The organism is Corynebacterium sp. 1103A, from assembly GCF_055700955.1.
Map to the genome: position 1 here is coordinate 42,088 of NZ_JASTTF010000014.1, position 15,874 is coordinate 57,961.

Annotated in this window: 15 protein-coding genes, 1 tRNA gene and 1 pseudogene; 12 read left to right on the forward strand and 5 right to left on the reverse strand. The window is 66.1% G+C overall.

Translation table 11 applies throughout. From position 1 onward, the window contains the following. Positions 1-60: 60 nt before the first annotated feature. Positions 61-600 (reverse strand): PPA1309 family protein, encoded by a 540-nt coding sequence (locus QQS52_RS09795; protein ID WP_472773680.1) that lies wholly within the window; start codon positions 598-600, stop codon positions 61-63. Positions 601-723: 123 nt separating this feature from the next. Between QQS52_RS09795 and QQS52_RS09800 the strand changes: the two genes are divergently transcribed. The 9 genes and pseudogenes from QQS52_RS09800 to galK all read left to right on the forward strand — a co-directional run bounded on the left by QQS52_RS09800 (position 724) and on the right by galK (position 10,476). Next, positions 724-3,696 (forward strand): UPF0182 family protein, encoded by a 2,973-nt coding sequence (locus QQS52_RS09800; RefSeq protein WP_472773681.1) that lies wholly within the window; start codon positions 724-726, stop codon positions 3,694-3,696. A 172-nt stretch (positions 3,697-3,868) separates the two neighbouring features. Continuing rightward, a tRNA-Met gene (locus QQS52_RS09805) sits at positions 3,869-3,945 on the forward strand. A 152-nt stretch (positions 3,946-4,097) separates the two neighbouring features. After that, positions 4,098-4,373, forward strand: a pseudogene (locus tag QQS52_RS09810) (ABC transporter permease); the annotation flags it as partial. A gap of 182 nt (positions 4,374-4,555) precedes the next feature. Further along, a complete protein-coding gene (locus QQS52_RS09815; protein ID WP_472773682.1) occupies positions 4,556-4,810 on the forward strand; it encodes an ATP-binding cassette domain-containing protein in 255 nt (84 codons plus the stop codon). 180 nt (positions 4,811-4,990) lie between these two features. Beyond that, positions 4,991-6,007, forward strand: a complete 1,017-nt coding sequence (locus QQS52_RS09820) for an aldose epimerase family protein (RefSeq protein WP_472773683.1) — start codon at positions 4,991-4,993, stop codon at positions 6,005-6,007. A 28-nt stretch (positions 6,008-6,035) separates the two neighbouring features. Further along, a complete protein-coding gene (locus QQS52_RS09825; protein WP_472773707.1) occupies positions 6,036-7,688 on the forward strand; it encodes a sodium:solute symporter family protein in 1,653 nt (550 codons plus the stop codon). A gap of 23 nt (positions 7,689-7,711) precedes the next feature. After that, positions 7,712-8,023 (forward strand): hypothetical protein, encoded by a 312-nt coding sequence (locus QQS52_RS09830; protein ID WP_296204054.1) that lies wholly within the window; start codon positions 7,712-7,714, stop codon positions 8,021-8,023. A 73-nt stretch (positions 8,024-8,096) separates the two neighbouring features. Beyond that, complete coding sequence (gene galT, locus QQS52_RS09835; RefSeq protein WP_472773684.1) at positions 8,097-9,230, forward strand: galactose-1-phosphate uridylyltransferase; 1,134 nt, start codon at positions 8,097-8,099, stop codon at positions 9,228-9,230. Beyond that, a complete protein-coding gene (gene galK / locus QQS52_RS09840; protein WP_472773685.1) occupies positions 9,223-10,476 on the forward strand; it encodes a galactokinase in 1,254 nt (417 codons plus the stop codon). The genes galT and galK overlap by 8 nt, the downstream gene beginning before the upstream one ends. On the opposite strand, the gene QQS52_RS09845 is transcribed toward galK, so the two are convergent. Together QQS52_RS09845 and QQS52_RS09850 are read right to left on the reverse strand one after the other, a co-directional pair. Then, positions 10,473-10,808, reverse strand: coding sequence for a hypothetical protein (locus tag QQS52_RS09845; protein WP_472773686.1), 336 nt, complete (start codon positions 10,806-10,808; stop codon positions 10,473-10,475). The two genes, galK and QQS52_RS09845, sit on opposite strands and share 4 nt — an antisense overlap. A gap of 30 nt (positions 10,809-10,838) precedes the next feature. Further along, entirely contained in the window at positions 10,839-11,357 is a 519-nt protein-coding gene (locus tag QQS52_RS09850; protein WP_472773687.1) for a M20/M25/M40 family metallo-hydrolase, read from the reverse strand. A gap of 110 nt (positions 11,358-11,467) precedes the next feature. On the opposite strand from QQS52_RS09850, the gene QQS52_RS09855 reads away from it, so the two are divergent. The 3 genes from QQS52_RS09855 to QQS52_RS09865 all read left to right on the forward strand — a co-directional run bounded on the left by QQS52_RS09855 (position 11,468) and on the right by QQS52_RS09865 (position 14,102). Then, positions 11,468-11,917 carry a hypothetical protein gene (locus QQS52_RS09855; RefSeq protein WP_472773688.1) on the forward strand — a complete coding sequence of 150 codons (450 nt, stop codon included), beginning with the start codon at positions 11,468-11,470 and terminating at the stop codon, positions 11,915-11,917. Beyond that, the gene (locus QQS52_RS09860; protein ID WP_472773689.1) at positions 11,918-12,802 is read left to right on the forward strand and encodes a hypothetical protein; all 885 of its coding nucleotides are present in this window, start codon (positions 11,918-11,920) and stop codon (positions 12,800-12,802) included. Between the two features lie 154 nt (positions 12,803-12,956). Continuing rightward, positions 12,957-14,102 carry a S1 family peptidase gene (locus QQS52_RS09865; protein WP_472773690.1) on the forward strand — a complete coding sequence of 382 codons (1,146 nt, stop codon included), beginning with the start codon at positions 12,957-12,959 and terminating at the stop codon, positions 14,100-14,102. A gap of 126 nt (positions 14,103-14,228) precedes the next feature. Here QQS52_RS09865 and hisN read toward each other — a convergent pair whose 3' ends face one another. Both hisN and QQS52_RS09875 read right to left on the reverse strand, forming a co-directional pair. Then, positions 14,229-15,011, reverse strand: coding sequence for a histidinol-phosphatase (gene hisN, locus QQS52_RS09870; protein WP_472773691.1), 783 nt, complete (start codon positions 15,009-15,011; stop codon positions 14,229-14,231). After that, positions 15,004-15,831 (reverse strand): inositol monophosphatase family protein, encoded by an 828-nt coding sequence (locus tag QQS52_RS09875; protein WP_472773692.1) that lies wholly within the window; start codon positions 15,829-15,831, stop codon positions 15,004-15,006. The genes hisN and QQS52_RS09875 overlap by 8 nt, the downstream gene beginning before the upstream one ends. Positions 15,832-15,874 lie beyond the last annotated feature (43 nt).

Genomic DNA, 15,874 nt, shown 5'->3' on the forward strand with positions numbered 1-15,874 from the left:
AGAACATCGCGATAGGGGACCAAGCGGGGCTGGATAAACCGTAGCCTCGTTTCTTACAGCTTAAACTACCTCATCCGGGTCCTGCTCCAAGCCATAGCGCAGGGCCGCGAGCACCCCCGGCGCCACGTCGGGGCCCCCGCGCAGTTGGATATCGTCTTGGGCGAAGGGGCCGGCGATTTCTAACTCCTCTTCGGTGGGGCGCAGCTGCAGCAGGGTCAGCTCCACGCCCTCCTCGCGCAGCACGCCGGAATACAGCCGCGCCGGGCGGGCCGGGGCGTCTGCCCCCGCGGCGGCGTCTCGGAACTTGATCTCCTGGGCCAGGACCACGCCTTCCACGTCGTGCGGCCACGCCAGCCGGGAGACGTAGTCGGCCAGCTCCTCCGAACCCGGCTCCAAGTTTTCGGGAAGGTTATCTTGCACGATGAGCGTCAGCGGGGCGTCGTCCTGAGCTCCCAAGTCGTCGAGCTGCGCGGCCACTAAATCCGTGGGCACGAGGGCGAAAAGGGTAGGGGCGGCGTCCCACCCTTCGGCGTGGACAAACTCGACGGCCTCCCGCATGGCCTTGTTAAGAGCTGGCTGGGAATTGCTGGGGGAACTCATGAACATCCTTATTCGTTGTCACTTTAGTGCTTGCTTAAACTGGAAGCCTATAACTTTCTATATTCGCACGATAATTGATTGGAGCTGGCGTTGGTTTCAAACCTATCCCAACCCGCTGCCCCTATGAAGCGCCCGCCGCGCGTGCTGGGCTGGATCGTGGGCATCATTGCGATCCTCGTCATCGTGGGCCCGATTTTCGTCGGGCTCTACACGGACTGGAAGTGGTTCGGCGCGATTGACTACCGCGGCGTCTTCACCACGGCCATCATCGCCCGCATCGTCCTCTTCCTAGTCGCGGCGGTCTTTTCCGCCCTGGTGGTGGCCCTGGCAGCCCACTTCGTTTGGCGGGGCAGGCCCGACAGCCTGGACGCGGACATGGGGGACCTGAATTCCCCGGTCTACCAGTACCGGCAGTCGATCGAAAAGACCATGAACACGGTCCTGAAGTTCCTGCCCATCCTGATCGGCCTGGCTGCGGGCTTCATCCTCCAGGGCTCCTGGCGGATCGTGCTGTTGTTCTTCAACGGCAACGACTTCGGCGTGCAGGATCCCCAGTTCCACCACGACCTGGGCTTCTACGCCTTCACCCTGCCGGTTGTCCGCCTGGTGGTCAGCTCGCTGAGCGTGCTCGCCGTGGTGGCCTTCCTGATCGCTCTCATCGGCCACTACGTGCTGGGTGGCATCCGCTTCGGCAACCAGGCCGCGGGCGTGAAGGGCCAGGTCTCCAAGCCGGCCCGCGTCCAGTTGGCCGTGACCGCCGGCGTCTGGATGCTGCTGCAGGTCGCCGGCTACTGGCTGGACCGTTACGACCTGCTGACCAATACCAACGAGCTGTTTACCGGTGCCTCCTACACCGATATCAACGCCTACCTGCCGGCGAAGATCATCCTCATGGTCATCGGCGTCTTCGTCGCCATCGCCTTCTTCGCCGCCGTGGTGATCAAGGACCTGCGCATCCCCGGCCTGGCCGTGGTGCTGATGCTGGTGTCCTCCCTGGTCATTGGCAACGGCTGGCCGCTGCTGATGGAGCAGTTCTCCGTCCAGCCGAACCGGCAGATGAAGGAAGCCGAATCCATCGAGCGCAACATCGCGTCCACGCGCTTTGCCTACGGGATTACGGATGATGACGTTGACTACGTCGAAAACTGGGGCGCCGAGGAGGTCCCGGACGCCAAGGTGGCCAAGGACGAGGAGACCATCAACAACCTGCGTCTTCTGGATCCGGACATCTTGAGTGAGACCTTCACCCAGATGCAGCAGCTGAAGAACTTCTACGGCTTCCCGGAGACCCTGGCCATGGACCGCTACGAGGTGGACGGGCAGCTGCGCGACTTCGTGGTCGCCGCCCGTGAGCTGGACCCGAACGCCCTGCAGGAAAACCAGCAGGACTGGCTGAACCGCCACACGGTCTACACCCACGGCAACGGCTTCATCGCGGCCGAGGCCAACAAGGTCGATGAGGTCGCCCGCGACGCCGGCTCCTCCCGCGGTGGTTTCCCGGTATTCACGGTCTCCGAGCTGGATACCAAGGAGGCCGAGGAGGAGCGCGAGGGTGAGGTCCGTGACGCCGAGGAGGAGCTGGGCATCAACGTCCAGCAGCCGCGCGTCTACTACGGCCCGGTCATCGCTTCCGCGGACGACGGCCTAGACTACGCCATCGTCGGCCAGACCGGCGATCGCTCGGTCGAGTACGACACGGACTCCAGCACCTTCACCTACGACGGCCAGGGCGGCGTCGACATCGGCAACATCGTCGACCGCACCATCTACGCGGCGAAGTACCGCGAGCTGAACTTCCTGCTTTCCGACCGCGTGGGCTCCGAGTCGAAGATCCTCTACGACCGCGATCCGCGCGAGCGCGTGGAGAAGGTCGCGCCGTGGCTGACCACGGACTCCTCGACCTACCCGGCCGTTATCGACGGCAAGATCAAGTGGATTGTGGACGGCTACACCACGCTGGAGGCCTTGCCGTACTCGCAGCGCACCACCCTGTCGGAGACCACCCAGGACGCGCTGAACCCGGACGGGACCACCCAGCGTCTCATCAACGACCAGGTCGGCTACATCCGTAACTCGGTCAAGGCCGTGGTGGATGCCTACGACGGCACCGTGGACCTCTACGAGTTCGACACCGAGGACCCGGTCCTGAAGGCCTGGGAGGGTGTCTTCCCAGACGTCGTGAAGCCGGAGTCGGAGATCTCCGACGAGCTGCGCGAGCACTTCCGCTACCCGGAGGACATGTTCAAGGTCCAGCGCGACATGCTGGCCCGCTACCACGTCGATGACCCGGGCGTGTTCTTCAACAACGACGCCTTCTGGTCCGTGCCGGAAGACCCGTCCGCGGCGGAGGGCGCCCAGGCCAAGGATCAGCCGCCGTACTACGTGATGGCCCGTGATCCGCAGTCGGAGGAAGCCAGCTTCCAGTTGACCACCACCTACCGTGGCCTGCGCCGCCAGTTCCTCTCGGCGCACATGACAGCGACCTCCGACCCGCAGAACTACGGCAAGATCACCGTGCGCGTCCTGCCGACAGATACGCAGACCCAGGGCCCGAAGCAGGCCCAGGACGCGATGATGTCCTCTGACCAGGTTGCCCGCGACCGCTCCCTGTGGGAGGGCACCAACGAGCTGGAGAACGGCAACCTGCTGGCCCTGCCGGTCGGTGGGGGAGAGATCCTCTACCTGGAGCCGATCTACTCCAAGCGCGCGGATCAGGAATCCGCGTTCCCGAAGCTGTTGCGTGTGCTGATTTCCTACAAGGGCCGCGTGGGCTACGCCCCGACGATTAGTGAGGCCCTGGAACAGGTCGGCATCGACCCGGAGGCCGCCCAGGACATCGAGGAAGTCGATGGCCGTGGTGGCGCAGGCGACAAGTCGGACGCTGATAGTTCCGGCGACGACAAGGACCAGGAGGCTTCCGCCTCTGACCCGGCCAGCGCCCCGGCGGATAGCGCTGCTGGCGATGCCATCTCCGGCATCAACGACGCCCTCAAGGGTATCGAGGACGCCCGCGGCGGCTCCCACGAGGAGTACGGCCGGGCCCTCGACAAGCTGGACGAGGCCGTCAAGCGCTACCAGGACGCCGAGAAACAGTAACTAGGTGCTAGGCGACCGCGGCCACCCGGTCCCCGCACCCCGGACGATATGCCGGGTGCGCTGGGGATTTGGGTGGGCGCACTACTGTCTGTATAGTTACAAGAGTCGCCGACACAGAGGGGACACAATAAAAACCCACTGTGGCAGGCGCAGATGTTAGAAGTCATCTCGACGCGGGGTGGAGCAGCTCGGTAGCTCGCTGGGCTCATAACCCAGAGGTCGTAGGTTCGAATCCTGCCCCCGCTACCATCTTCTTACGATTAGCCCCCTCTTCGGAGGGGGCTTTTTCGATCCCCCGCGTTAGGCGACACCCTGTCGCCATGATGGAAACACTGTGTTGCTAAAGGCTCTGGGGAGCGGCAAAGCCGCTGGTTGTTGTCGGCTACTCAGGAAATTGAACCATGTACCTTGCTTGGCGCGAAATGCTTTTCGCGCGCACACGTTTTCTTTTGCTGGGCGTTGTCTTGGCGCTCATGTCGATGCTCGTCGTGATTATCTCCGGCCTGACGGCGGGGCTGGTCAATGATGGTGTATCCGGGCTGAAGACGATGGCCGGCATCGACGGCGTGACGGAGGCGGCCCCAATGGGGCTGGCCATCGTCAACGCCCACAACCAGGACGGTAAGGCGGCTGACCTCACGCTGTTTGGCGTGGAGCCGGACTCCTTCCTGGCCCCGGAGGGTCTGCCGGAGCTCAGCGGGAAGCCAGAGGTCGGCGCCCCGACCATGCCGTACGCCACGGAGCTGGGCTCTGTCCTCGGCGGGGGAGCGCTGCTCTTTATCGCCGACCTAATCGGCGCGATCGTCGCGGTCGTGCGCGTTACCCGAACCAACCCGCTCGCAGCCCTAGGAGAGAATCGATGAGCCCCGCACTGGAATTAACTGACGTCACCGTGAGCTACAGCGACGGCGACTCGCAAGTCACTGCGCTCGACCGGGTGAGCATGAGCGTGGCGCCCGGGGAATTCGTCGCGGTGGTGGGGCCATCCGGCTCCGGAAAATCCACCCTGCTGAACGCCGCTATCCTGCGCGCAGCCGAGCAGGCAGATGACCCGGGCATCCAGGCGCAGGCGATAGCCGCCCTGCACGCGATGGCGACCGCGCTGGTGCGCTAAGACCGGATCGGACAGGGTAGTCCGCTGGGGGTAGGGAATCCCAAATCACATTGCAATCGTTTGCGTGGATATTCCGCCCAGTTATAGCGTAAGTAGGTGGCGCGTATAAAAATTCGCGCAGCACGTGCACATAGGCGCGTGCTCCCTGAAGGCTAGGCCTTAAAGGCCAAGGTGAGGTACATGTCGGACTCGGCTATTGGGAATCACCCGGTATACGCGCTCGTCGCCGGTGACTACCGCGCGGAGATTGCAGGAGTAGGCGGCGGCATCAAAGCGCTGACCTATAACGACCGCGACTTGGTGGAAACCTACCCGGACGGCGCAGACGCGCCCGCCGCGTGCGGGGTGGTGCTAGCGCCCTGGCCGAACCGCATCGAAGACGGCCGGTTTGGCTGGGAGGGCCAGCAGTACCAGCTGCCCATTACCGAGCCGGAGAGTAACAACGCCATCCACGGCTTCGTGCACGAGCGCCTCTGGGAATGCGAATGGGTCGCGGATGGGGCCTTGGACGGGGATTCGGACGGGGTCGCGGGCGAGGGCACGGCGTTGCGGCTGCGCACCGACATCGGTCCGCGGCCCGGCTGGCCGTGGCAGATTCGGCTAACCGCTACCTACCGGCTGGGTACAGGCGGCCTTGCTGCCGAATACCGGGCGGAGACTGACGGTTGCCCCGCGCCCTTCGCGCTGGGCGTACACACCTACCTTTCGGCCGGCGGTGACGCTATCGATGACTGCCGCCTTCAGCTGGCGGTTGAAGACAACCTCCCGCTGGGCAGCCGCAATTTGCCCTGCGGGGAGCTGCGGCCGGCCGAGGAGGTACTCCCCGGCGTCGCTAGCGGCGTGCCGCTGGCCGCGGCGGGCGCGCCGGGTACCTGCCGGGATGAGTCCGGGAAGGTGTGGCTCGACCACTGCTTCCGCGGCGCGCACCCGGTAGCGCGCCTGACCCGCCCCGACGGTCACGGCGTCCAGCTCGACCCCGCGCCGGGGAGCCAGCCCGGCATGCGCTGGGTCCAAGTCTATACGGCGCCTGACTTCCCGGATTACCGCACCGGTGGCGACCCTAGCGGACCGCCGCGCCGGGCGCTGGCGGTAGAACCCATGAGCGCGCCGCCGAACGCGCTGGCCAGTGGATGCGATATCACCACGCTGCGACCGGGCGCCCCGGCGAGCTTCGCGCTGCGTATCAGAGCTTTTTAACAGACAGAAAGGCAACATTATGGATAGTGTGCAGCAAGCACTACGCCTCGACGCCTCGTGGGTCGACTACCTCTTGGTGGCCGTCTACTTCGCGTTCGTGCTGGGCATCGGCTGGGCCGCCAAGGCCCGCGTGTCCTCCTCAATCGACTTCTTCCTCTCCGGGCGTGGCCTGCCCGCGTGGGTGACCGGCCTCGCGTTCGTCTCCGCGAACCTGGGCGCGGTGGAAATCATCGGCATGTCCGCCAACGGCGTGGAATACGGCTTCCAGACCATGCACTACTTCTGGATCGGCGCGGTCCCGGCGATGGTATTCCTGGGCATCGTCATGATGCCCTTCTACTACGGCTCCAAGGTCCGCTCCGTGCCGGAGTTCATGCGCAAGCGCTTCGGCAGGGGCGCGCACCTGGTCAACGCCATCTCCTTTGCGCTCGCGCAGCTGCTCATCGCCGGCGTGAACCTCTACCTGCTGGCCACCATCGTGGAGGCCCTGCTGGGCTGGCCGCAGTGGGTGGCCCTGGTGATCGCCGGCATCATCGTACTGTCGTATATCTCCCTGGGCGGGCTGTCCGCCGCGATCTACAACGAGGTCCTGCAGTTCTTCGTCATCGTCGCCACCCTGGCGCCGCTGACCATCATCGGCCTGAACCGCGTGGGCGGCTGGCAGGGTCTCAAGGACGCCGTGGCGCAGGAATCCCACTTCCACACCTGGCCGGGCACGGACATCTCCGGCTTCGACTCGCCGTTCTGGTCCGTGGTCGGTATCGTGCTGGGCCTGGGCTTCGTGCTCTCGTTCGGCTACTGGACCACTAACTTCGTCGAGGTCCAGCGCGCCATGGCCTCGGACTCCATCTCCGCCGCCCGCAAGACGCCGATTATCGGCGCCTTCCCGAAGATGTTCATCCCCTTCCTGGTGGTCATCCCCGGCATGGTCGCCTCCGTGCTGGTCGCCGACCTGGTGGAAGGCACCGCCGAGCCGAACGACGCCATCCTGTTGCTCATGCGCGACCTGCTGCCCAACGGCCTGCTGGGCGTGGCCATCGCCGGCCTGCTGGCCTCGTTCATGGCGGGCATGGCCGCGAATATCTCCGCGTTCAACACCGTCATCTCCTACGACATCTGGCAGACCTACGTGGTCAAGGACCGGTCGGACGATTACTACCTGCGGTTCGGCCGCTGGGCGACCGTGGGCGCGACCATCATCGCGATGTTCACCGCGCTGCTGGCGCGCAACTTCGGCAACATCATGGACTACCTGCAAACACTCTTCGGTTTCTTCAACGCGCCGTTGTTTGCCACGTTCATCCTGGGCATGTTCTGGAAGCGGATGACCCCGCACGCCGGCTGGTCCGGACTGACTGCCGGCACGCTGGCCGCCATCGGCTACTGGTACACCGCCAACTTCACCGACGCGAGCGCCACGCTGTTCAACCTACCCGGCCAGGGCACCGCCTTCGTTGCCGCCGGTATCGCCTTTGCCACCGATATCATTGTCTCCGTGGTGGTCACCCTGTTTACCACTCCGAAGCCGGACCACGAGCTGGTCGGCTTCGTCAGCTCCGTCACGCCCAAGGGCCACTTCGAGGACTACACGGAGGCCTCCCTGCCGTGGTACCAGCGCACCGTGCCACTGGGGATCATCTGCCTGGTCCTCGTCATCGTCCTCAACGTCATCTTCGCCTAGAAAGGGAAGGGGAGTAACTCATCATGACTTCTTCACCCGTGACCCAGAAACCTGACTCCACCTCGCCTACCGGCGCCTTCGACCTGCGCAACGTGATCGCGGCCCTGCTCGGAATCTACGGCGTGGTGCTCCTCGGCTGCTACTTCTTCCTCGACCCGGGCATCGATCCGGAAACCGGGGCGCTTAAGGCCGCTACGGACAACCTGTGGACCGGGCTCGCGCTGCTTGCCACCGCCGTGGTCTTTGCCGCCTGGGCTAAGCTGCGGCCTATCGTGGTAAGCGACGCGGCCGCGGCTGAATCCGCCGTGGAAGCAGAACCTCACCCGAAGCACTAGATACTGATCCCGGCGGGGCGATAGCCTCCCGCCGGCGGCAGCATTTATTTAGGAAACGTCAGGAGAACGACGCATGTCCGAAGCACATGTTTCAGTCACGCAAGCCCAGCTGGCAGACGGCCGAGACATCTTCTATTTCGATGACCGCCCGCACGCCGAGGGCGAGCGCGTGTTGACCGACCCGCGCGACTTGCCGCAGGTGCAGCCAACCTCGGAGATGCGCCGGGACCCGCTGACCGGGGACTGGGTCGCCTTCGCCGCCCACCGCATGAGCCGCACGTTCATGCCGCCGGCCAACGAGAACCCGCTGGCGCCGTCGCGCCCGGGCGGCCTGCCCACGGAGGTCCCGTCGCCGACCTACGACGTCGTGGTCTTTGAAAACCGCTTCCCGTCCTTCTCCCTGGCCGCGGAGGCCGGCCCGGATTTTGAGTACGACGTGGACTCGATGGGCCTGGTCCCGCGCCGGCCGGCCCACGCGCGCTGCGAGGTGGTCTGCTTCACCGAGGACGCGCACACCTCCTTTAAGGACCTGCCGGTTGGCCGCATCCGCACTGTCATTGAGGCCTGGGCCCACCGGACGGAGGCGTTGGCCGCCATCGAGGGGGTCCAGCAGGTCTTCCCGTTTGAAAACCGCGGGGAGGAAATCGGCGTGACCCTCCAGCATCCGCACGGGCAGATCTATTCCTACCCGTTCCTCTCGCCCCGGCTGAAGGCGATGGTTAACCGCTCGCGGGAGTACCGAAAAGATACCGGCGGGGATCTCTTCGCCGACGTGCTAGAGCGCGAGCGCGCCGCCGGCACCCGGATCATCGCGGAAACCGAGCACTTCACCGCCTTCGTCCCGGCCGCGGCCAAGTGGCCGGTCGAGGCGATGGTCATGCCCAACACCCCGGCCCGGGACTTCCGGGATCTCAACGACGCCCAGCGCGACGACCTGGCCGCGTTGCTCAAGAAGCTGTATACCGCGGTGGATGAGTTCTTCGAGGGCGTCGAGCGGACCCCGTACATCGCCGGCTGGAACCTGGCGCCGGTGGACCCGGCCGGCCGCGGCACCGTGCGCATGCACCTGCAGCTGTTCTCGCTCATGCGCTCGCCGAACCGCATGAAGTTTTTGGCTGGCTCCGAATCCGCGCAGGGAGTGTGGATCAATGACACCACGCCGGAGGCTATCGCCGCCCGCTTCCAGGAGGTCTGGCCGCGTGACTAAGCTCAACTGGCTGCCGAGCCGCAGCGACGCCGCGCTGGCCGATGCCGCCGAGGCCCTCTTCGCCGCGGAGTTTTCCGCCGCGCCGGCCGGGGTATGGGCCGCGCCGGGGCGGGTCAACCTCATCGGCGAGCACATCGACTATGCCGGCGGAGCTTCCATCCCGTTCGCGCTGGAGCACAACACCGCCGTGGCGGTGGCGCCGCGGACCGACGGGCAGCTGCGCATGGTCTCCGCGCAGCCGGGCCAGGACGAACCGGCGCGGTGTGCGATCCCGCTGGCGCAGGTCGGCCCCGGCAACCCGGCGAGCTGGGCCGGTTATATCGCCGGCACCGTCTGGGCGGGGCTGGAATCCGGCGCGATTGCCGAGTGCGCGGGCCTCGACATCGCGGTCGTCTCCGACGTCCCAGTGGGCTCGGGCCTGTCCAGCTCCGCGGCGCTGGAGTGTTCCGTGGCCGTGGCGGCCTACGAGCTGGCCACGGGCCGCCAGCCCGACGACGCGGCGCGCAAGGAGCTGGCACAGGCCTGCATCCGCGCAGAAAACGAGGTGGTGGGTGCGTCCACCGGCGGGCTGGACCAAAACGCGAGCCTGCTGTGCACCCGCGGCAAGGCCCTGGTTCTGGACTTTTCCACCGGCGCGGTGGAGCGAGTGCCCTTCGACATCAAGGCGTGCGGCCTGGTACTGCTTATCGCGGACACGAACGCCCCGCACACCTTGAGCGACGGGCAGTACGCCTCCCGCCGCGGGCTTATCGACGACGTGCAGCGCGCCCTAGCGCCCAGTGACAACGGAACGATTCGCGACATCCAGGCCGCCACGGGAGATGCTGTGGCCGCCGCCCGCGCCTGGGCCGCCGACAACGCGGCTGGGAACAGCGCCGACCCGGCTCTCGTGGCTCGCCGCGTGGCGCACGTGGTCGAGGAAACACAGCGCACCCTGGAAGCCGCCCGCGCCCTGCAGGACGGTGATTTCGACACCTTCCGGGCGCTTATGCGCGATTCCCACGTGAGCCTGCGCGATCAGTACGAGGTGACCACCAAGGAGCTCGACCAGGCCTTTAGCGCGGCCGGCGAGGTGGGCGCGCGCATGACCGGCGGCGGCTTCGGGGGCGCGGTGATCGCGCTCATCCCGCGTGACGAGGTGGACACGACCGCCCATGCCATCGCCGCGGCGGCTGCCGATGCCGGCTTCCCGGAGCCGTCCTTCCTGCTGGCCGAGCCCGGCGCCGGCGCCCGCCGCCTGCGCTAGGCGCCAGTAAGCGCCGGGCTAGTCCCGCGCCTGGGCGAGCCAGAGGACGATACCGGCGATGGCGTAGCGGGTGCCGGTATCCGGAGTCGGCTGCAGCGCCAGGTTAAACGCCGGGGAGTGGTTGGCGGGGCTCCTTCCATCTTCGGGAAACCGCCCGAGCCCCAGTAGCAGTAGGGCACGGACAAAGCGTGCGGGATGATGGGGAAGTCTTCCGAGCCGGTCAGCGGCGCCATGTTGCCGTAGACGGCGTCGGCGCCGAAGAGCTCGGTGAAAAAGTCCACCACTCGCGTGGTGGTGGCCTCCGCCATGAGCGCGCCGGGGCGGGTGGTCATCGCGTAATCCGGGGCGAACGGGCCGACGTGCTAGGCCAGGGCCACGTCCGGTTGCGGGATCATGTCTGCCAGCCCGTCGTCGACCATCTTCTGCGCGCCGCCGCCGGCCTCCTCCCCCGGCTGGAACAAGGCGATGAGCGTGCCCGACCAGGTCTCGGGGTGTTCGGCATAGGCGCGGGTAGCCCCCAGCAGGCGGGCGGTGTGGAAGACGTGCCCACAGGCGTGCATGAGCCCGCGCTTCTTGGCGACCGCGTACTCGAGGCCGGAGTCCTCCGCGATGGGCAGGGCGTCCATGTCGGCCCGGAACAGCACCGTCGGGCCGTCGCCGTTGCGCACAATGCCCACCCGGCCGGTGCCGGCGAGGCTTATAACCTTGCAGCCGTAGGCGCGCAGCTCTTCTTCGATCCGCGCGGCCGTGGGCTCTTCCTGCATGGACAGCTCCGGGTGCTGGTGGAACCAGGTGTAGAGCTCCTCGCGCTCGGCGCGCGTGGCGTCCATGGCGGCAAAGAGTACCTGCAGGTTCTCCGGTACAGTTCCGCTAGTTGTCATGGCGTACATGATAAAGGTTTTCGCGTCGACCGCGCCGCCCTCCTGCCTCGGGGTACAAGTCCTCCGAGGGGAGGAGGACAGCGCGTGGAGCATCGAATAGTGTGTGCGCTATGAACAGACCGGAAGATAATCGGGAAGACAGTCAGTGGGCCCCACCGAAGGACCCCCGCCGCGCCGGGCAGGGGCCACAGGTGGCCCGGCCGGCGGCCCAGCCGGAAAAGCCCAAGTCGCGCCGGGGCGGGGCCGGGTGGGTCGTGCTGGTAGGCGTCGGGCTGCTCATCGTGGCCGGTCCGCCGCTTCTCCACACCTGTGTGCCAGGGTGGGGGATCCTGGTCTTCCTGCTGGCCGTGGCCCTGGTCGGCGGGGCAGTCGATGCCCGGGTGTTCCGGTTTACCTATTCCTTTCCCATCCTGGTTGGGGTGGCGTACTTCCTCGCGATGAAGATGTACTTCAACCCCGGTACCTGGATTTACCTGCCGGTCATAGTCATCTTGGCCTTTGTCGGCGCCGCGATCGCAGACAAGGAGGGCGCCATGACTGCCTGGGAGGAGGAGGAATAGGTGGAAACCTGGATGCTAGAGCACCCCACCCACGGGCGAATCACCGTCGAATGCGGCTTTGACGCGGAGTTTATCGAGCGCTACCCGGACTGGCCCGCCGAGCGGGACGATGAGACCGGTGAGGTGGCGAACGGCACTTCGCTGCCCGTTGACGCCGGGGCCAAAGAGAGGCTACAGACCTTCGTGGAAAACCCGCCGGTGCGCCTGCAGCTCACCGTGGGCGGGGAGGTGCGCCGGCGAGTGCGCAGTGTGCAAAGCGGTAAGATCCCGCTGAGCAAGAAGCTGGGCTGGGACTCCGAGCCCGCGGGAAACCTGGCGGCCATGGACGGGAAACCGTGCGTAAAGATCTCCGCCAATTTCTTTGACGAGCTCAGGGCCGTGGAGTTCCGCGAGGGCAAGCAGGTTGTCGAGTTCACTCCGCCGCCGGGCAGCCGCGGGGAGAAGCGGGCCCGAGAGATGGAGGAAAGCTCCTTCAAGCGGGTGCTTTATCCCATGCTGGGCGGGCTGGGCAAGAGCGGCTGGGCCATCGCGGTCATCGTTTTGGGTCCGCTGGTCAGCCGGCTCATCGGCTGGCTGCTCGACCTGCTGCCGGACTGGGAGCTTCCCGACTGGCAGCTGCCGGCGATTGCCCTGCCGGTGCCGGATCTTCCCGACATCACCCTGCCGGTGCCCACGTGGCCGGACTGGGATATCCCCTTCCCAGATTTGACCATCCCGGCCTGGCTAGCGTTCCTCCTAGAGTACACGAAGGTGTGGGTGCCGCTGGTCATCGCCGTGGTCCTGGGCTTTATGGCCGTGCGCAATCACCGCAAGTCGGAAGCGGAAAAGCGCCGCTGGGATTCCACCGAGGATGAAACCCGGTCACCCTCCGTTGGGGGTGGCTAGGTAACGCGCCCGGAGGGGCCAGCAAGGAAAGTCGAGGTCGCGAATTGGAAACTATAACGGCTTGGAAACAGTGTGGGAAAGGGGGTGTTTATAACTAATTTACGTGCCAAGATTAAGGGGTCCTAATGATCTACGACGTGAAAGAAGGCTGTATATGCTTCGCATTCCGCACCTAAAGAAAGTCCTGGTGGGCTCGGCTTTCGCAGGTGCGTTTTTCTTTGCGGCCCCAGCCGCCGGAGCGCAGGAAGCGCCCCAGCCCGGCTTTGATGCCGCGGCGGCTGTGGACCAGGTCCGCTCGGATCTGGCCGACTGGGGAATTTCCACCCCGGAGGTAGACCCGCAGGTGACTGATGCCGTCACCGAGGCTGTCAACCAACACCTGACGCAGGCCCCGCAGGCCCAACAAGCGGCAGACCAGGCAGCAGCCGTGGCGACCGCACCCCAAACGCACGACTACGCTGATGCGCCGGCGACCAACCCGAACCCGATTGGGCTCGAGGAGACCGTCCGGCAGGCAACGCAGCCCGAGTTCAAGCCCCAGAACGTTGACCCGAACTACCAGTGGCGCAACGATATGTTCTCCAAGGTGATGGCTGGCAAGCCCACCAAGGACTTCATCCTGCACCGCGTGCCGGGCTCCTACTTCGACGCCCCGCAGGTGCCGGAGGAGTCCAACGCCGCCCTGACCGAGGGCAAGTCCCTCTACGGGCCGGGCACTCCCATCTACGTCAACGATGAGTCGATGTGCACCCTGACCGCCGCCGGCACGGACAACACCGGCCGCAAGGTCGGTCTGACCGCCGGCCACTGCGGTGAGGTGGGGCAGTCCGTGGCTTCGGCCGACTCCTGGCAGGTCGGCCCGTCGGGTACCATCGTGGACAAGAACGCCGAGCTGGATTACTCCGTCGTGGAGTTCGGCGCCAACGCGGAAGTCTCCCGCACCTACAACGGCGTGACCGCCAACCGCCTGGGCGGCAACGTCAAGCCGGGTGACATCAGCTGTAAGCGCGGCGTGGCCACCGGGGATACCTGCGGTATGACCCTGACGACCATCCCGCAGTACCAGTTCACCCAGGTCTGCGCCATGCAGGGCGACTCCGGTGCGCCGCTGTTCAACCGCGGCCGCCTGGTTGGTTCCGTCACCGGCGGCATCAACCCGCCGGGCTTTAACGGTGCCTGCCGCACCCCGCTGCAGGGTGCCGTGCACGTGCCGACCGCGGTGACCAACATGGATGCCATCCTGGTGGATCTGAACCGTCGCGGTGGCGTGGGCGCTGGCTTTAGCCTCCCGGAGAACTAAGACCGCGCGTGGCAAGCAACCGGCGCCTCGGTTAGCCGCTTACTAAAACAGACAAGGTCCCCGCCTGATTTTCAGGCGGGGACCTTGTCGTAGGTTTTTAGGTTTCAGGGGGCGGCGGGCCCGCGCTTAGGGGGCCAGGTAACCCAGCGCCTTCTTGTGCAGGTGGCCGTTGGTGGCCAGCGCGGAGCCGTTATTCGGGCCGTTGGTGCCCTCGATACTGGTGAAGTTGCCGCCGGCCTCGGTGACCAGCAGGCAGGGGGCGGCCAGGTCCCACAGGGAGACCTCCGGCTCGGCGGCGATATCCACCGCGCCCTCGGCCACGAGGCAGTAGTTCCAGAAGTCGCCGTAGCCGCGCAGGCGCCAGGTCACGTCGGTCAGCTCGAGAACGTTCTCGCGCAGGCGGCGGTCCCGCCAGCCGGACAGGGAAGAAATGCCAACAGAGGCGTCGGCCAGCTCGCCGACGCCGCTGACATGGAGGCGCTTCGGCTCGCCACCGAAAACACGGAAGGCGCCGCCGCCCTTCGCGGCGTACCAGCGGCGGCGCAGGGCCGGCGCGGAGACGACGGAGACGACCGGCTCGCCGTCCTCCAGCAGCGCGATGAGCGTGGCCCAGACCGGCACGCCGCGCACGAAGTTCTTGGTGCCGTCGATGGGATCGATGACCCACTGGCGGCCGGAGAACTTGGCCTCGCCTCCGAATTCCTCACCCAAGACGTCGTCGTTGGGCCGGGCCTGGGCCAGCTTCGAGCGAATGAGCTTTTCGCAGGCCAGGTCGGCATCGGTGACCGGGGTCATGTCCGGCTTGGACTTGACCGCCAGATCCGAGCACTCGAAACGGTGCATGGTCACTGCGTCCGCGTGACCAGCAACCTCAAGGGCCAACCCCAAGTCCTCTTTGTATTTACCCACGCAGCATCTGCTCCATTTCTTTCACTGCCTGTTTATTTCCAGCCAGGCACCATACCACGCCGCCGGCCGAAATCTCTTTCGTCGCGCCGCCGGCGGCCTCTACCAGGGCCTTGCCCGGCAGCCAGTCCCATTCGGCGACGGTGTGCTGCATCCACGCGCCCCAGGTTCCGTCCGCCACGCTGGACAGATCCACCGAACCCGCGCCCAGCATGCGCACGGTGGCAAAGCCGGAGGCTACTTTCTGCCAGGCGGCCCGGATATCCGGGTCCTGGATGGAGGTCGGGTGTAGGTAGGTGGCCAGGGACAACTGCTCGGCCGGGGCATCGGCCAGCGGGGTGACCTCCTTGCCGTCCAGGGAAGTGGGGAAGTCGCGGCCGCCGAACCAGGTGTAGCCCATGGCCGGGCGGTGGACCGCGCCCATGACGGTGCCTTCGGCGTCGCGCAGGGCGAGCGCCGAGCACCAGTAGTCGGAGCCGGAAGAGAAGTTATAGGTCCCGTCCACCGGGTCAATGACCCAGGTGCGGCCCGAGGTCGACTCCTGGGAGGTGCCTTCCTCGCCGACCAGGCCGTCCTCGCCGCGCAGTGCCTGCAGCACGGTGGCGACGAAGCGCTCGGTGGCACGGTCGGCTTCCGTGACCACGTCGGATACAGAGGTCTTCTGTTCGATATTGACGCCTTGATCGCGCATGCGCCAGGCCAGGCGGCCGGCGTTGTAGACCAGTGCCTGGGCCAGGTGCGCGTCGGAATCATCCGCGTGCGCGACCATGAAGGTCTTGGCGATGGCGTCGATCATCTCGGGCAAGCTCGGGGTCTGAGTCATAGCCCCTATTGTCGCCCCTGCGGCAGGCGATCGCTAATTGAAC

What these genes read in the sequence shown, in the direction of transcription:
- QQS52_RS09795 (WP_472773680.1), bottom strand. Translation starts at nt 600, where the DNA reads ATGAGTTCCCCCAGCAATTCCCAGCCAGCTCTTAACAAGGCCATGCGG.
- QQS52_RS09800 (WP_472773681.1), top strand. Translation starts at nt 724, where the DNA reads ATGAAGCGCCCGCCGCGCGTGCTGGGCTGGATCGTGGGCATCATTGCG.
- QQS52_RS09815 (WP_472773682.1), top strand. Translation starts at nt 4,556, where the DNA reads ATGAGCCCCGCACTGGAATTAACTGACGTCACCGTGAGCTACAGCGAC.
- QQS52_RS09820 (WP_472773683.1), top strand. Translation starts at nt 4,991, where the DNA reads ATGTCGGACTCGGCTATTGGGAATCACCCGGTATACGCGCTCGTCGCC.
- QQS52_RS09830 (WP_296204054.1), top strand. Translation starts at nt 7,712, where the DNA reads ATGACTTCTTCACCCGTGACCCAGAAACCTGACTCCACCTCGCCTACC.
- galT (WP_472773684.1), top strand. Translation starts at nt 8,097, where the DNA reads ATGTCCGAAGCACATGTTTCAGTCACGCAAGCCCAGCTGGCAGACGGC.
- QQS52_RS09845 (WP_472773686.1), bottom strand. Translation starts at nt 10,808, where the DNA reads ATGACCACCCGCCCCGGCGCGCTCATGGCGGAGGCCACCACCACGCGA.
- QQS52_RS09850 (WP_472773687.1), bottom strand. Translation starts at nt 11,357, where the DNA reads ATGACAACTAGCGGAACTGTACCGGAGAACCTGCAGGTACTCTTTGCC.
- QQS52_RS09855 (WP_472773688.1), top strand. Translation starts at nt 11,468, where the DNA reads ATGAACAGACCGGAAGATAATCGGGAAGACAGTCAGTGGGCCCCACCG.
- QQS52_RS09865 (WP_472773690.1), top strand. Translation starts at nt 12,957, where the DNA reads ATGCTTCGCATTCCGCACCTAAAGAAAGTCCTGGTGGGCTCGGCTTTC.
- QQS52_RS09875 (WP_472773692.1), bottom strand. Translation starts at nt 15,831, where the DNA reads ATGACTCAGACCCCGAGCTTGCCCGAGATGATCGACGCCATCGCCAAG.